The organism is Neorhodopirellula pilleata, from assembly GCF_007859915.1.
Classification (GTDB): Bacteria; Planctomycetota; Planctomycetia; order Pirellulales; family Pirellulaceae; genus Rhodopirellula; species Rhodopirellula pilleata.
Genome location: NZ_SJPM01000008.1, coordinates 150,057 through 166,916, shown reverse-complemented (window position 1 = coordinate 166,916; position 16,860 = coordinate 150,057). Strand labels below are relative to the sequence as shown.

Genomic DNA, 16,860 nt, shown 5'->3' with positions numbered 1-16,860 from the left:
CTAGACGCAGGCTTTACGGCAAATAAGCCACCATTCGGAACCCGTGGCTAGCGGGCTGTTGATTTAGTTTGCATCGTAACCCGAAGCGTGAGCGAGGGATACATACAAAGGAATTAATGGCGTTTAATCCCTCGCTCACGCTTCGGGTTACGATTAAATCAACACGCCGCTAGCGCCATCGGCTCACAAAAAATGACGAACGCACTAAATCAACACGCCGGCAAACGAGTGAAAACCGAATGCGGCGATAACTGAATTAGCGAAAACCGAAAATCAGGACTTCCGCTATTGTAGCTCATTCGGCTGACGACGTTGGCGGACCTGAACGATGATCCAGTAAACGAGTCCGCCGGAAACGAGCGTCATGATGGTTGCGGTGGCTTGCCCAGGGCGGTGCCACGCGGCCAAACCCGCAATCACGCACGTCGCCAAAACATAAATCCACGCCGCGATCGATCCGATACGACCGATTCGAAAATCGCCGTGCGATCGCGTGACCAGTATCGCCACCGTGGCGGCTGAACATAACGACAACGTTAATCCGAGATACCCGAGCAGGTCCTGCAATTGCGAGACGGAAACGACCATCGCCATCGCAATGCCTTGCAACCACACCGATCGAGTCGGCGGCGAGACGGATGACTCGAACCAAGCGGGAAAGACGCCGTCTTGAGCCATCTTTGCGTATACTCTTGGCCCGGCCATGATCGTTGACGAAACGCTCGACGCGAGTGCCAAACAAATCGCCACACGAACCAACATCGCCAGCGGCTCACCACTGATCGAGCGAGCCGCGATCACCGCGATATTTTGCTCCCCGGCGATCGCATCGACTGGTGGGCCGTAGAGGAAGATCGCGTTGAGCAACAAATAGATGATCGTGACTCCGACGGTGCTCTTGATCATTGAACCGGCGACCACCGTCCAACCGCCCTCAGCTTCGGCCGCGACATAGATCGCCGCGTTGAATCCGCAATAGCTTAGCGAGATCCACATCACTGACGTTGCCAACGCAAAGACCGTCGGCGTGGGTTGTTCATCGAACCGACCGATCGATCCGGTCCAACTTCGCAACGACGATAACGCGATCACGATGAACAAGCCGACCAAAATCAACTTGCCGAACACGAGCAAGTTGTGAGTGCCAGCTCCCCGTTGGGTATGAAATGCGTGTGCCAAGGTCCCGATCAAGACCGCTGCCATGGCAATCGATCCCGTAGGCAGCCAGTCTGGTCGTTGATCCGGCGGCAGCGCGTAACCTTCCAAAGCGATCGCGGCGAGCGCTCCTGCGCCGGTAAAACCGGCGAGAAACGATACCCAACCGGCGATGAACCCGACCGCAGGATGGACGAAGCGAGTCAAGAATAAGTACTCGCCGCCGTTATCGATCAGCAACCTAGCCAAATGTCCATAGCTAACGGCCCCGCAGCAGGCGATAAGGCCGCCGATGCACCATGCCGCCATGACCCAGTGCGGACTTCGCAAGTCGGCAACCGCAAAGCCGCTCGTTGTGAAAACGCCCGCCCCGATCATGCTCGCGACAACGATTGCCACCAACGATAGTTGGTTCAGTGGACGCTCGCGAGATGGTTCGGTTTCGGTCATTCGATCAACTCGATCGAAGACCACGGGCGAAACATCCGATCAGGAAATTCGATACATGCGGCGTTGAGCTGGTCAATCGCATCCGGTGTCGCCAGGCGATGGTCCGAGCCGGTTTCGATCAAATGAGACATCGGAATCTCACTATTCTTTATCAACATCATTGAATCGGCAAACGCGATCACATCGTCTTGGCTGGAATGCAATACCAACGTGTTGACCGGTACGCGGGTGGCGACGCCCCACTTCTTCCAAGCCGGACAGAGGACGATTCGAGGAACGCGAGCCGGCAAGTTCAGGTTGACCGCTAACGCGCCTCCGCGGGAAGACCCGACAACGAGTTCCGGCCGATGTCGATCGTAGGCTTCTTGCGCGGATTGCCATGCCGATTCAAAGTCATCGTCGTCGAGTTCCGGTTCGATGACTTCGTGGCCGGCCGCTCGCAAGCTCGATGGCTTGACGCCACCGACAACACTTTGCCATCCATGTAGATAGAGAATCCGCCGCCGAATCGAAAGCGGATGTGCCGCACCAGAATGCGACAAACGGATCGGCTGGATGGATGTGACTCGTTGCATCTCCAAGTCCGCATAGAGATGCGGAAACAGTTCTCCCCCGCGTGACGCCTCCCAACGGAGTTCGTCTCCGAATCCAACTACGTCGCACCGCAATAACCACAGTTCCTGCGCGTCGGCATAATGAGCCGCGAGCGTGCCGGCGAGTTGGCTCGGCGTGGAAAAATGAAGAAAACCGTCAGCCTGATCGTGCGTTGATCCGTCGAACCGCCCGCTCGCGATTGCCGCGTTGAGTTGTTCTCGAGAAACGATCTTGCAGATGGAAGTGGAGTTCATGCGTTCTTTCTAACTCTGACTATCGTAGCTGGATTCGCAAGAATTCAGATTCCACCAGTTAAATCGGAAGTCTTGCGACTCCCGCTACTCAAGACGCTGACACACCTAACGACTGCGACTGGTGGTTTTCGGTCGTCCCGCGGTTTGGATATTGCCTTTGGGACGGACGACGTACACCTTCGGATCATCCACAATGAACGAAGTGCTCCAACGTTGACCGTCGTCGGCACTGCATACATTGTAGAAGAACGTTCGCATCCGTTCGGCTTGGTAACTGTAGGGGAATTGACTGGTAATGTAATCTTCCTCGGTCAGTTCATCGATTCCAGGAGCCGCATAATAATGCACCATTCCGTCGGGGGTGCAGCTAAGTCCCAACGTCCACCATCCGGTCGTCGTGATCTGCGGTCCACGGAAGTCGCCGCCATTCTTGTTGCTGCGGATTCGCAAGTAGGCATAATCGTGTGGCTTGCGAGTTTGGTCTTTGCTTTCGAACTCGATGAACATGCCCGGCCAATAGATTTCGTTACCCAGCTCTTCTCGTTTCATTTTAAAGAAACCGACTTCCTCTTCGATCATTGCGGTAGTTTCCAACGCGAGACGGAATCCGAAATGCGGCCCGGATCGGTTCTCCCATTCGGCGACCGGCGGTAAGAACACACGCGTCGTGACGCTGGGCACTTCAGAGATGTCGATACGTCGGTTCAACCGATACTGTACGTTGCAGATGAAATCGTCTTGGTGCATGGTGCCGCTGGACATCCCCGGAATGCCGGTGAATTTGCTTCGCATCAACAACGAACCTTGGCTTCCGGGTAAACCGCCGGCGGGTGTTGGTACCCGTTGAACAACATCAGGGTGGCCCCGTTTGACGCCCTCGTACCAACGACCATTGCTACTTTTTCCCAACGGAGCTCGTTGGTTATCGTCGATGTCCTCGGTACTTTTGGGATTGTTGGGGATGTATCGCCAATTCGGGTCTTCGAAATCATCCGACACGCCCAAAAGCTCCACGCCCGTTCCAGGTACAACAGGCCGCTGAGCGACCGCTTGATCGGCCGTCACGGTCGTGACCAGCCACGCGGCACAAGCAGCGACCAATGCTGAGCAGCGGCCGACCCGGAATACTCCGGCTCGAACCCAATCCACCTGATTCCCGTTCCTGTTTGTCCGTGACATATCCGTCGCTTCCGTTTCAGTATTCGATGAAATGGACACAAAGGATGATCCCTTTGTGACGGAGGCCCCCCTCCAACCGTTTCAATCGGCATAAGTTCGCCAGGACTCAATCCAAAGCCGAGCACATCTTCATGAAAAACCCGAAGATAGTGTCCAGGTGTTTCATCCGCGCACACAAAACCGCTACCAGTGCCACGACCGGAAGCGTTGGGGAAGAGGGGAGCGCGATTCGTTAAGAAATCGGACCGAGCGGCTCGAACCGGCCGGGATTCGGACTATGGTTAGTTTGTCGAGGGAACGCCAACGACAACATGAAAACTACACCAAGATATTAAGCGTCCCCCCGTGCGAGGCGGGGTCGGTTCTTCGGAGCCGGCCTCGCCTTTTTTCGTTTTCCTCGGCCTGATCTGAGCCTTAATGCGGCTCTGCAACAACCATACAAGCCCGATGCGCAAAGGGCTGTACATTGAGTCCTCATCGCAACCCGAAGCGTGAGCGAGGGATACATACAAAGGACTTCAAGGAGATGAATCCTTCGCTCACGCAGCGGGTTACGATCAAATCAACACGCCCTTGCCCTTCGGGCTTGTATCAACCGGGTTCAAATAACACGAAACGCGGCGATGAACGATGTAGCGACGCTCGCTAAGTTGCGGGCGGGTTAATCGGTGCGCGATGCCGGGTCTCCGCCGAAGCGGCGGCGACCCAGCCTACTTGAGCGGCTGCGCCCCAGCCGATGGTTCAGAACGCGTTAGGCCTGCTTGGCGGCGGCGGCAGCTCGTTTTTCGGCGGCGGTTCGGTAATCGACTACGTCCCAAACCAATCCGACGGCACGCAGCAAGCGGATCGCTTGCCAAGTGATGTCGAACTCCCACCACTTGTGGCCGTGCTTGGCCATCCGTGGGTAGGCGTGGTGGTTGTTGTGCCAACCTTCGCCGTAGGCGACGATCGCGACCAGCCAGTTATTTCGGCTGTCATCGGTCGTTTCGTAGTTCTTATAGCCGAACATGTGCGAGGCACTGTTGACCATCCAAGTCGCGTGCAACACGGCGACCAAACGGACGAACATGCCCCACAACAGTAACGACATGCCATAGTCGAAACCGGCGATCGCGTAGCCGATTCCGAACAGCGCGACCGAGACAAGGATGTGAATCGGCAAGAACAACATGTCGAACGCACGCATCATCGGATCTTTGTACAGGTCCGGTGCCCAACGTTCCAAGTATGTTTTGCGATCGCCACCGTGGGTGTGGAACGCCAACCAGAACATGTGGCTCCAGATGCTTCCGTCGTTGGGCGAGTGCGGATCGCCTTCTTGATCGCTGTGCGCGTGGTGCTTGCGGTGGTCGGCGACCCAGTCCAACGGCGAGCCTTCGCCGGCGAAACATCCGATTCCGGCGAACAGATAACGGACCCAGTTGTACGTCTTCATTCCGCTGTGCGTCAGCATGCGGTGATAACCCAGGCAAATCCCGAGGCTACCGGCAATCCAGTGCATCACTAACGCGACGCCTAGCGCCGACCAAGTGAAATACGACGGAGCCGCCAGACAAACCACGTGGGCAACGACAAGCCATCCGATTGCCCAGTAGCTTAGGTTGTCCATTCGTTTGCGATCGGCAACGGTCGGGCGAGCCATGTCCAGCTTCTTGGCTGCTTTCTGGGCGACGAGCGAGGACAAAGCGTCCGCGTCTTCATCGGCCGGATGATCCAAGGAAGTTTCAGATTCGCTTTCGGGGCTCGTATAACCCTCCAGTCCAGGACGATTCCAAATCTCAGCGTCCTTGGGGTCGAGCGTTTCAACGTTGGCGTCAACGTCGGCGGGGGCGGGGTGAGTATGGGTGGTTCCGCCGCGTGAGCGGGAAGGTTCGATAACAGTCGACATCAGAGAACGGGTCCTAGTCTCGTGGTGACAAAAATGGGTGACAATCCTAAACGCCACCGAAGTGCCGTCTTTCCGCCCGAATCGTATCAAACGCCCGAGCAATTCATGTCACCGCCTGGACACGGACATGTAACGGATTTGTAATTGTTTTTTGCGACACCCCGATGTCCCCGCGATTGAGCCCATTTGATGTCCTCGGAACTAGCCAGCCGTCTGATCCAAAGAGACCGATTGTTGCGTCAAATCCGCTGTTTTTTTCACGAGCGAGGCTTCATCGAAGTCCAACCCCCGTGCCTGAGCCGGGACTGTGTCGTGGACGCGTTTTTAGATCCGATTTCGATCCCCCGAAGTGAAATTGGGCTTGCAGTGGGGGGCGGCGCGGAGGATTTTTCGAGCGATCGTTACTTTTTGCAAACCTCGCCTGAGTCCGCGATGAAGCGACTGCTTGCCGATGGAGCCCCGTCAGTCTTCGCGATCGTCCCAGTTTTTCGGCGTGCGGAGATCGGGGTGCGACATAATGTCGAGTTCACCATGTTGGAATGGTACGAAGTCGGCGGAAACGCGGCGTCGGCGATCGAGTTGCTAGGACGACTCGCCCAAACGGTTTTCGAAACCGATCGATTTGAAACGGTTAGCTACCTAGACGCGTTTGTGCGAGTCTTGGATCTCGATCCGGTCACCTGCGCGGTCGAACAACTGGGAGACCGGGTTGCCGAGATCGACGCGGGGCTGGCTGAATCGATGGCAGGAGACCGGGACGCGTTGCTCGATGTCTTGATTTCCCATCACGTTGAACCCACCCTCGGGCAAACTGTCCCCGCTATTTTGACTCGCTATCCGGTCACTCAAGCGGCCTTGGCACGGCCCTGTGCTGACGATCCTCGGTTTGCCGAACGTTTCGAATTGTTTTATCGCGGGATGGAGTTGGCCAACGGATACGACGAATTGCTCGACGCCGACGAACTCGTCCGACGCTTCGAGATCAACAACGCAACGCGAAGACAGAACGGTCGTGACCCTTTGCCAACACAGACCACGTTGGTCGGGGCGATGAGGAAAGGATTGCCCAAATGCAGCGGTGTGGCCGTGGGGGTCGACCGACTCGCCATGTTGCAATGCGGAGCCGCCCACATTCGCGAAGTCGCTCCGTTGACGATCGACGTTGCCTAGGAATAAGGTGCGGTGCTCATGAAACGTTTATGCATCCTCAATGTTGTGGGTTTGACACCGGAATGGTTGCCCCACTCTCCACATTTGGCGGCGGTCGGCAAGGCACAGGCTTGGGCAAGCCCCGTGCCGGCAGTGACTTGCACCAGCCAAGCGACCATGCTGACCGGAACGATGCCTCGCGAGCACGGAATCGTCGGCAACGGCTGGCTATATCCCGACACTCAAGAAGTTCGGTTTTGGCAACAGGCTCGCACGTTGATTCAAGGCGATATTTTTTATGATCGCTATGAAACGGCCAAGATGTTTTGGTGGTTCAACCAAGCATCGACGGCGAAGTACGGCGCCACGCCTAAACCTCACTATGGTTGCGATGGTTCCAAAGCGTTCGACGTGCTCGACTGGACCGGATGCGAATTAACCCGGCACTTGGGGCCGTTCCCGTTCTTTGCATTTTGGGGACCGGCGGCGGGCATCGCGTCGAGCGACTGGATTGCTGATGCGACGGCGTTGGTGATGCGACGCGTGCAACCGCAATTGACGATGGCTTATTTGCCCCACCTCGATTACGACTTCCAACGGTTTCCCGTTCAATCTGCCGAGCGGGTCGCCGAAGTCGATGCGGCGGCCGGTCGGGTGATCGAGGCGGCCGGCGAAATCGATGCGCAGGTCGTTGTGGTGAGCGAGTACGGATTGACGTCCGTTGATCAACCCGTGCACCTCAACCGTGTGCTGCGTCAAAGCGGTCATCTCAAAGTCCGACAGGGCCCCTTTGGCGAGATGTTATTGCCGACCGACTGCGACGCGTTCGTCGTGGCCGATCATCAAGTCGCCCATGTTTATGTTCGTGATCCCAAACAAATCGATGTCGTTGCTAAGCTGCTCGGCGAAACGCCAGGCGTGGCCGCCGTCGTTCGCCCGCGCGAGCTGGGCTTGGACCATCCTCGCAGCGGTCAATTGATTGCACTTTCGGAAGCGGATGCTTGGTTCACTTATTATTATTGGCTGGATGACGCTTTGGCTCCTGATTTCGCCCGCACGGTCGATATCCACCGCAAACCAGGCTACGACCCGTGCGAACTGTTCATGACCAGCAAACTGCGGGCGGGCGGGCGTCTGCTGCAAAAGAAGCTCGGGATGCGATACAAAATGGACGTCATTCCGCTCGACGCCACGTTAGTCCGCGGCAGCCATGGGTTACTCGCCGATCAACCTGAACGTGGCCCGCTCGTGATCGGTCCTGGTCATCCACCCGAAATGATGACAGATTTCCCCGATTACGTTCATTCACTTCTGTAGACAATTTCGCCAAGACAAAGTCATTTCATGAAAACGCGATTGACGATCTCGCTCACCTTCGTTTGTACGTTTGCGGCAGGGGCCATTTCATCGTCGAATCATTGCCATGCCTATCCGCCTGCGGCTGATCAAGGACCGCCACCGCCGGCGGTGCACGATCGCACAACGCTGACATTATCTCGCATCTACCAGGGCGAGGATTTTGATACGGAGAATACTTCGCTGAAGTGGGACGACGTCGACGATGTGCTGTTAAGACAAGAGCCGAACTCCGAAGACGAAAACCAAAGCAAAACCGTCCAAATCGTCCGTCGCCCGGTCGGTCCGTCCGATGCGGCTGGGGAAACCACACTTTTGATTCCCGCCGATCCGATCGGATCGGTCGATCATTACGAGTTTTCCCACGACGGGCGGTGGCTGATGGTGAAAACCCGGTCACAACGTGTTTGGCGTCACTTTTCGTTGGCGCAGTACTGGATCTACGACCTGAACTTGAAGTCCTGGCGGGCGATCGCGGGCGGACAAGCGATCATGTATGCGACGTTGTCACCCGATAGTGAATCAGTGGCGTATGCTCGAGGCGGCGATCTGATGATCGAAAACATTTCGACCGGCCAGGAACAGACGATCGCGTCGAGCGACCAAGTCGACACGATTCACGGAACGTTCGATTGGGTTTACGAAGAAGAACTCGGGCTGACCAAAGGATTTCAATTCAATCACGACGGGACCAAGGTTGCTTTTTGGCAAACCGATCAATCCGGTGTTCCGATTCAAACGCTGATCGACAACGCATCGCAGCGTTATCCGACGCTGAAAGAGTTCGCCTATCCCAAGGTAGGCCAAACGAATTCGGCGGTCCGAATCGGAGTCCACGATTTGGCGACCGACCAGACCGTTTGGATGAACATCGACGGTGATCCTCGAGAAAACTATCTCGCGGCATTACAGTGGATCGAACCGTCGGAGCAACAAACAGACGCTAGCCCAACGGAGGGCGAACGTTTGATGATCCAACAACTCAATCGACGTCAAAACCAGAACCGCTTGTGGATCGCTGATCCACAATCCGGATCGGCGCACGTTGTTCACACCGAAACCAGTCCTGGTTGGGTAATGCATCAAGCGGAACTTCACCGCATTCCATCGTTGGAGTCGAATCCTTCAACGATTGATTATGTTTGGCAAAGCGAACAGACCGGCTGGAATCAACTCTACCGGTTGTCGTTCAACGAGTCGTTGACCGAAACGACGCTCACGCCGATCACGCGTGGTGATTGGGATGTGATCGAAATCGATCATGTCGATTCGCAGACCGCTCGCATTTTCCTGACCGCTTCGCCGAACAATCCGACAACGCGAGGTCTTTACAGCGTCGAGGCGAACTCACCAGACCCGCAAGAATCGCGAGTGTCTCCGGAAACTGGCGGGACGTATCAGTATGAAATCAGTCCGTCGGGGCGGTACGCGATCGAAACTTGGTCAGACTTCCAAACGCCTCCGGTGAAGCGTTTGGTGAACATCGATACTTACGAGATCATCGAAACGATCGATGATAATCAGTCGGTCCGAGAAGCATTGAAAGAGCTCAAACCAGTACGTGAAGAGTTCATCCAACTGACGATCGATGACGGAGTCGCGTTGGATGCTTGGGTGATGTTTCCTGCCGACGTTGACGGCGAGCGTGTTAGCCAAGGGAGTGTTCCCTTGTTGGTCTACGTTTACGGCGAGCCCGCCGGGCAAACGGTCCGTGACGTTTACGGCGGCAAAGGATATCTGTGGAATCGAATGATGGTTCAAAACGGCATCGCGGTGGCGAGCATCGACAACCGAGGAACCGCGTCGCCGCGAGGGCGAGCGTTTCGCCAAGCGGTTTACGGCAAGATCGGTATCCTGCCTCCCGCCGATCAAGCCGCCGCTGTCCGCCGCTTGCTCGAACGTTTTCCGATCTTGGATTCCTCTCGCGTCGGCGTTTGGGGATGGAGCGGTGGAGGTTCGAGTTCGCTTCATGCGATCTTCCGCTATCCGGATCTGTTCAAGACCGCCGTTTCGGTGGCACCGGTTTCGGATCAATTGGATTATGACACGATCTACCAAGAGCGATACATGGGGCTGATCGACGACGGCCGCGAGAAGTTCACCGAAGGATCGCCGATCACCTATGCGAAGAACTTGGAAGGGTCTCTGTTGATCATCCACGGAACCGCCGACGACAACGTTCATTACGCGTCAACGCAGCGATTGATCAACGAGTTGGTCGCGCAAGGAAAGCTTTTCGAGATGATGGCCTACCCCGGACGTTCGCACTCGATCACCGAAGGCAGCGGAACGGTCATGCACCTGAGAAAAACGATGACGAATTTCCTCCTACGAAACCTCCTCCCCAAGTAACCGCCCTCAAATGTAGGCCGGGTCAAAAGTAGGCTGGGTCGCAGCGATAGCGGAGACCCGGCAAACGAAGCAATTTCTGCGCAAACTTAAACTTAAACTTAAACTTAAACTTAAACTTAAACTTAAACTTAAACTTAAACTTAAACTTAAACCTAAACTCGCCTTAGCGTTCCCGTAGGATGAGGACAGCTGACGAACGTTTCTTGCTTCAGAAGTTTAGGTTTAGGTTTAGGTTTAAGCTTAAGTTTGGAACAAACGGGAAGGTGCCGGGTGTTCGTCGCCGAGCCTCCTCCACCCAGCCTACTGCCTACTGCCTACGGTCGGTTTGGATGAGGGATGATCATTCCCAGGTGCAACTCGAAATGGCGGCACTGCAGCTGTTCGTGTTGCAAGTTGGTGAGCTTGCCGAAGAGCGGGTGAGTGGGGAATCCACTGGATTTGGTTTCTTCAAAACGCTGGTAAGCTTCACGCAGAGAGTCCATCGCCTCGTTCATGCTGATGTCATCCTCGGTCCAAAAACGCGGCTGGACACTCGCGGGTAATCGGATGCCCGGCTTCGCTGGTTGCGTCAAGATCGCGTTCAAACGCAAACGAACGAGCCACTTCAACCAACGTGGGAACTTCGGGATTGACTCGTCACCGACAACGATCCGCAATGTCTTCGCCAAGTGATCGACATTCTGGGCATGCGAGAACTGTCCGGCCGTGGTCGTCGGTAAGTTTGCCAGCCGTTCCGCCTCGGACACTCCCTCGGCGAGGGTGTCGAAACGGAGCGAGCGGTTCCCGGTAATTTTGGACATGATCGTGGCTCCTACCACCAAGACGGGTCTGCAGCGGTGAGATTTGGATCACGTTCTTCTTCGGGTAGCCATTGGTTCCGGGCAGCTTCGGCGGCGGCCTCTTCGGCATCAATCCGACCATCGGCGGGCTCGCGTTGGAACCATGCCCACTGGATCGAATCTTCGACTTCGCGAGTCTCCAGCACTTCTTCAACGGGTTTCCGCTTGGGCTTCTTCTCCATCACGACGCGTGCAACCGGGGTCGGTTTGGGCGCGACCCGCTCTTCGATCGAAATTTTGGGAGCCCGTTTGCGACGGTGTTGGCGAGCCAAACGCTGAAACGCGAATCGGTATTTCGACTTCGGCGGCGTGGGGCGCGATGGGATCACTCGACGATCATCGATGACCAATGCTGCGGCGGGGACGACCGGTAAGGGCTGCGGTACCGGAGCGGCGATGACGACCGGTTCTGGCTCCGCTTGCGCGGCCTCTTCTTCGTATTCAGGTTCGTCGTACTCTTCCTCGTATTCCTCTTCGTACGTTTCCTCCGGCGGGCTTAGGATTCCGGCGCGACCTGGAACCCCTTGTGTCGGCATCTCTCGAACTTCCACGCCGATTTGGTGGAAAATGTCCACGATGTGATCGTGACAGGTGAACATCATGACTTGGTGCCCGAGTTCGGCGAACGTTTTGAGGGTTTGAGCGGCGTGTTCGGCGCGGGACCCGTCGAAGTTGACCAACACGTCGTCCAAGATCAATGGCAACATCACCCCGCGTCGGGAGTATGCCGCAGCGAGCGATAGTCGCAACGCGATGAAGACGGCTTCGCCCGTACCACGGCTCAGAACTTCCAGTGGCAATGACTTGCCGTCGTGATCGTCGATCTTCAATTGGTTCGATCCGAGCGGCGTCCAGATTCGCACGTACTTTCCATCGGTCAATTGATTCAGGAACGATGACGCCTCCCGCAACGTTTCGGGTTGGCGTTCATTCTCGACGGTATTGCAAACGTCCTCGAGCAGGCAGCTCGCCGTGGCGAGTATTTGCCAACGTCGGGCGAGTTGATTGAGCTGACGTTCGACGCAACCGAGTTCCAGCCGGGCGGTCATCAAGCGATCATCGTCCCCGAGTTGCTTCATGCTCGCGGCGAGTTCACCTTGGGCGGTTTGCAACTGAGCAATCCGATTTTCGGTTTCGCTCATCCGAGTTGTCAGTGCGTCCCAGCGTCGTTCCAGGTCGGTCGCCTTGGCACCATCGATTTCTCGAGCCACGTCGTCGTACTGGACGGAGTTGCCGATCATCGTTTTGATCTGCTTGTTCAGTTTATCAAGATGCTGTTCATGCTCAGCAAGCAAGGATTTTCGATCGACTAACTGGTAGAACTGTTCCGGCGTTGCCACGCCACATTTCGCCCATAGAGCACGACGCTGTTGTTCACCGCGTTCGATCGCTTGGGCGTGCATCGCCTGTTGTTTTTTGTATTGGGCGTCTTGTAGCTTCAGGTCGCGACGCTGCTTGATCCAGTGCTGTTGACGGGCCAATTCTTCATGAAGGTGATTGAGTTGATCGAGCGGATTGGCGCGGGAACTGAGAAGCTTTTGTGCTTGACTGGAGACGTTCACTTTCACTCGTGATGAAATCGCGTCGGCGTTGACGTCGTCGTAAGCGTCCACGTCGTAGTCGGTATAATCGTCTTCGTATCCGTTGGGCCCGTGGGTTCGATAGGACTCTTTGCGGCTTTTTGCATCTCGTTTGGAGTCCCGTGGATCCCGACGCGCTCGTTCTCGTTCGGAATTGCGAGCGGAAAGCCGTTCTGGATCGTGTCCGGACACCAGCGGAAGCGTGTCTTCGCCCGACGCATCGAGTGCTTCGAGGTACAGCGTTTCGATTCGCTTGGAGATGGTTTGTCGTTCACGGCGACGCTGCTCACGTTCCTCACGCAAATCACTTAGTCGTCGCAAACTCGCCTGCAACGTCTCGTATCCGTCGCCGAGTGTGCGAACACTCTTTGGTGACAACGTCGTCGACAAACCCAAACGGTCCAGCGTCGCGGTCCATTCTCGACGTGCGGCTTTGAGACCTTCCGCAGCCTTCGTGGCGCGAACGTAGGAGGCTTTGTAGGATTGGTTGGCGGCCTCGTGTGCGTGGTAAGTCGGCAGCGACTCTTCGAGTTCGGCGAGCAACGACTCGGATTCACGCAAACGGGCTTCGAGCGATTCGTTGCTCGTCGGCAAATGCGAATCGATGTCCTGACGCTCCGATTCGACTTCGCGGATCTGACGACGAACGCTTTCGATTTGTCGCTCGCAATCTTCCAGATCCAGGACCGTGCTGCGTTGGCCACGTTCGCGACTGAGGTAGTAAACCAACAGCGCCATCGCACCGAACAAAATGAACATCATCCCCGTCGTCGGGTTGGGGCGAGCGACAAAGGTCGTGATCTGAAAGACGTTGAACATGCCGTATAGCACGGCCATGCCGCCGAAGATGAACGGCAAACCGAGCACGAACAAACGATCGATCGGCAACGCCTCATCGGTTGTCAGTTCGATCGATTCACGCTCCAAGTCGCGATAGTGGCGAGTCAGCTTCTCAAGATGCTGGCCGAGCTGGATACGTTGACGCAGCGACGCGATGTGATCGTTTTCGCGCTTGATCGCAAGCTGCAGATCACTTGCGTGGGCGCGCTGCAAGATCTCTTGTAACTTCTCGCCATACTTTTCGGCGCGAACTTTGTGGGTCTTGCCTTCAGCGCGGTATTGCTTGAGCAAGAACAATTGCTCTTTGCAATGCTTGGCTGGTGAACTCAGGGCCGCAAGCGTTTGTTTGGAAAGGTCGGGCATTCCGACAAGGTCGCCCTTCGTGATTTGTTCGCGCTCGCTCTCATCGAGGCCCAAACGGTCGGCGTCGGCTTCGACTTGTTTACGTGCTTTTTCGATCTGTACGTCCAAACGGTCGATCTGTTCCTGCAATGCCTCCACCCAGGTCGCTTGTTGGGTTGCCGCTTCGATGCGTCCTTGCAAGTCGAACAATCGTTTGTTGACCGGCAATTGTTCGGCCTTGTCACGCAGGCCTCGGCGACGGTTTTTGATCTCCTCGACCTTGCCGCGTCGCTCTTCGATCATCGCTTCGATCTGAACAAGTTGCGACGGTGCCTCATCGGGAAGATGGGCTTCGTTTTGGATCGCCGCGATCTCTTCTCGGATCGCCTCGCGCTCTTGCCATGGCTCGAAAACACCCGTTGCAATTTCGACACATCGGGCTTCGCGTTCCCAAGCGGTCATTCGCTCGCGAAGGTTATCGATCTCTTGACTTTGGGTGCGTCGCTGGGTGGCCAACTCGCTCCATCGCCGCGTCTGACCGCTGAGTCGTTGAATTTCATCGCGTAATTTCTCGCGTTTGGTCATCATGCCTGCGAGCTTGTTGACCGCCGCATCTTCTTCATCGGCCGACGCCGCGCCACGACCGACAACTTCGCCCCGGCCGGCCCGCAAACTGCGAAGCACGTCGACGAGTGAAACGCGATCCAATCCACTGCTGAGTTTGTAAAGTTCGTCGGCGGCCGAAGTGTCGTCGAGTGTGCTGAGTTCCTGAAGTTCTCGGATGCCGATCGCGAAGACGTTCGAGAAAATCGCCTCGTCGATTCCGCCCAATAAGCTTTGCAAGCGGTGCTGACCTTGGCTCAGTCCGTCCGAACCGGTGACGGACAATCGCCCGGTCGTGTCCACATCGGTCAGTTGGCTGTGTCGTCGGATTTCATAGCCGCCGCCCGGGCCGGTCACTCGGATCGCGCCGCCCGGAGTGCCACCGTAAACCGGTGGCAGGTATCGCGAACGTCGTTCGGGAGTGAATCCGTAAAGCATCGCTCGGAGAAATTGCATCAACGTCGTCTTGCCCGCTTCGTTGGGGCCGTAGAACAACGTCATGCCTTCGTTCATCGAATCGACCGAAAGGCCAGTCCAAACTCCGAAGCCGTCGATTTGAATGTCTTTGATCTTCATGATTTGCGTCCCCAAGACGGTTTGTCGCCGCGCAACAACTGAGCCCCCAAGAGGGTCGCTTCATCGAGTGTGGCGTCGCGGTCGCCGGCCGGCAATTCGCCGAGCAACGTGGCCGCTGTGCTGGAAAGATCGGAATGCTCTTCGGTGTAGGGCATCAAACGCAACCCACCGAGACGGGCGGTTGCGGCGGGCTTACCAGCCGCAGCACCGGAGTCATTGGTTCCGGCGTTGGATACCGATTCGACAGGTACCCCGGCGGCGAACTTGCGGAACTTTTCGGACGCCCGCAAAAAGTCGCCCAAAATGGTGTCTTCGTCTCGCCATGATTTGGGATAGTTGCGCGGCGGACGCACCGTCAGGCGGGTCGTCCAAGCGGCCGGATTGCCGTTACCGTGGTCTCGGCGAAGGTGACGAAGCAGTTCGATCGGGTCACCGACCATCGATAGCATTTCTGGATCGGTTAGGGTCACGTCCCAAGCGATCAACAGATGTCGACCGCCGTTCTCATTGGCCAACGACGTGATCTTTTGGCCCAGAAGATTTCTCAGGCTGCCGACGGCACGAATTTCGGCCGCGTCGATTGAGACATGGGCGTATCGAAAACGGTCCGCTTCGACGCGGCGAACCCGAGCGGTTTGATCGGCATCGACGTCGACGACGAGATAGCCGTGCGGCCCGGTTTCGTCCAAACATCGCCCTTGGGTCGACCCGGGTGCGAAGGCTCCTGCAGATGCCCCACCGTCAAAATCGGTGTGGTTGTGAGGTCCACCCAAGGCCCAGTAATCCATTCGACCCGATGCGAGCGCACCGGCATCGGCGGTCCCGTAGCCGACGCCGACGGTAAACTCGTCGGTGGCCTCGGTTTGGAATCCGGGAACGTGCAGCGAGGCCCGACCTTCGCTACTGCGTCCGACGATCCGGCAAACGACGCGGCCCGCTCGCTCATACGGAACCGACAGTACTCGATCGCGGGGAAATAGGGTCACGTTCGGGGGCAGTGGCACAGCCTCAGGCCATTGCTTCGCATCATCCGCAATGCCGGCGGCCCAATAGACGGGCGTCCCTGCGTCGTTGAGTTTTTCGAAATTATCCAACAGTAGCGACATGCCGTGAGGACCGGCGGCGACCGGATGCAGCAAATCACCGCTGAGCACCAAGAAATCGATATTGTCCGCTAACGCGGCTTCGAAAACCGCTGCCGCAGCGTCCCTTGGGGCCGTCGCCATCGCGTCGCGAAGGTTGGGCGGCAATTGGTCGAGATCCCCGAGCGGCGTTTCCAAATGGAAATCGCTGGCGTGGATAAAGCGGAATGATTCTCCCGGCATCGTATCTTCCCTGAAAACCGATGTCCGCGTTCACGTCCTGGTGACTTCGAGTCGTTTCGACGGATCGTCGAATAGGCCGCTTGGCGGGATATGGATTTGCGTCGTGCCGTGAAACTTTAACGAATCTAAGAGTTTCTCGCAAAATCAATTTGCAAGAAAAGTGAAACTGGATGAAAAGATTCCCGCCTTAAAGGTCTTCAAGCGGGGGCGCTGGGCTTCTATAGTTACCTGAGTCGATCTCGAACTTGCCTAGCGGGATGTTGATTTAATCGTCTACCGAATGACAACAATTAGCCGATGGGCGTTAGCCCCGGTTAACGGCCGTGCAAACCGCCGCTAACGGCGTGTTGATTTAGTCCTCATCGAAACCCGAAGCGT

Annotated in this window: 10 protein-coding genes; 3 read left to right on the top strand and 7 right to left on the bottom strand. The window is 56.5% G+C overall.

Annotation, left to right across the window (positions count from 1 at the left end; all coding sequences use genetic code 11):
- Positions 1-285: 285 nt before the first annotated feature.
- The 4 genes from Pla100_RS18580 to Pla100_RS18560 all read right to left on the bottom strand — a co-directional run bounded on the left by Pla100_RS18580 (position 286) and on the right by Pla100_RS18560 (position 5,520).
- The gene (locus Pla100_RS18580; RefSeq protein ID WP_146579189.1) at positions 286-1,605 is read right to left on the bottom strand and encodes an APC family permease; all 1,320 of its coding nucleotides are present in this window, start codon (positions 1,603-1,605) and stop codon (positions 286-288) included.
- Positions 1,602-2,453, bottom strand: coding sequence for a DUF952 domain-containing protein (locus Pla100_RS30935; RefSeq protein ID WP_197168062.1), 852 nt, complete (start codon positions 2,451-2,453; stop codon positions 1,602-1,604). Before Pla100_RS30935 ends, Pla100_RS18580 begins: the two co-directional genes overlap by 4 nt.
- Positions 2,454-2,558: 105 nt before the next feature.
- Entirely contained in the window at positions 2,559-3,632 is a 1,074-nt protein-coding gene (locus Pla100_RS18565; protein ID WP_231603201.1) for a hypothetical protein, read from the bottom strand.
- 751 nt (positions 3,633-4,383) lie between these two features.
- Complete coding sequence (locus tag Pla100_RS18560; protein WP_146579188.1) at positions 4,384-5,520, bottom strand: acyl-CoA desaturase; 1,137 nt, start codon at positions 5,518-5,520, stop codon at positions 4,384-4,386.
- Between the two features lie 189 nt (positions 5,521-5,709).
- Here Pla100_RS18560 and epmA point away from each other — a divergent pair, with 189 nt between their 5' ends.
- The 3 genes from epmA to Pla100_RS18545 are packed head-to-tail and all read left to right on the top strand — an operon-like array spanning position 5,710 to position 10,377.
- Entirely contained in the window at positions 5,710-6,690 is a 981-nt protein-coding gene (gene epmA / locus Pla100_RS18555) for an EF-P lysine aminoacylase EpmA (RefSeq protein ID WP_146579187.1), read from the top strand.
- Positions 6,691-6,708: 18 nt separating this feature from the next.
- Positions 6,709-7,986: a nucleotide pyrophosphatase/phosphodiesterase family protein gene (locus Pla100_RS18550; protein ID WP_146579186.1), complete on the top strand. Its 1,278-nt coding sequence runs from the start codon at positions 6,709-6,711 to the stop codon at positions 7,984-7,986.
- 27 nt (positions 7,987-8,013) lie between these two features.
- The gene (locus Pla100_RS18545; RefSeq protein WP_146579185.1) at positions 8,014-10,377 is read left to right on the top strand and encodes a S9 family peptidase; all 2,364 of its coding nucleotides are present in this window, start codon (positions 8,014-8,016) and stop codon (positions 10,375-10,377) included.
- 314 nt (positions 10,378-10,691) lie between these two features.
- On the opposite strand, the gene Pla100_RS18540 is transcribed toward Pla100_RS18545, so the two are convergent.
- From Pla100_RS18540 to Pla100_RS18530, 3 genes are read right to left on the bottom strand one after another with little or no spacing between them, the layout of a single operon-like run.
- Positions 10,692-11,177, bottom strand: coding sequence for a DUF1569 domain-containing protein (locus tag Pla100_RS18540; RefSeq protein ID WP_146579184.1), 486 nt, complete (start codon positions 11,175-11,177; stop codon positions 10,692-10,694).
- Positions 11,178-11,188: 11 nt separating this feature from the next.
- On the bottom strand, positions 11,189-15,157 hold the full coding sequence (locus tag Pla100_RS18535; protein WP_146579183.1) for an AAA family ATPase: 3,969 nt from the start codon (positions 15,155-15,157) through the stop codon (positions 11,189-11,191).
- Positions 15,154-16,482: a metallophosphoesterase family protein gene (locus Pla100_RS18530; protein ID WP_146579182.1), complete on the bottom strand. Its 1,329-nt coding sequence runs from the start codon at positions 16,480-16,482 to the stop codon at positions 15,154-15,156. The genes Pla100_RS18535 and Pla100_RS18530 overlap by 4 nt, the downstream gene beginning before the upstream one ends.
- Positions 16,483-16,860 lie beyond the last annotated feature (378 nt).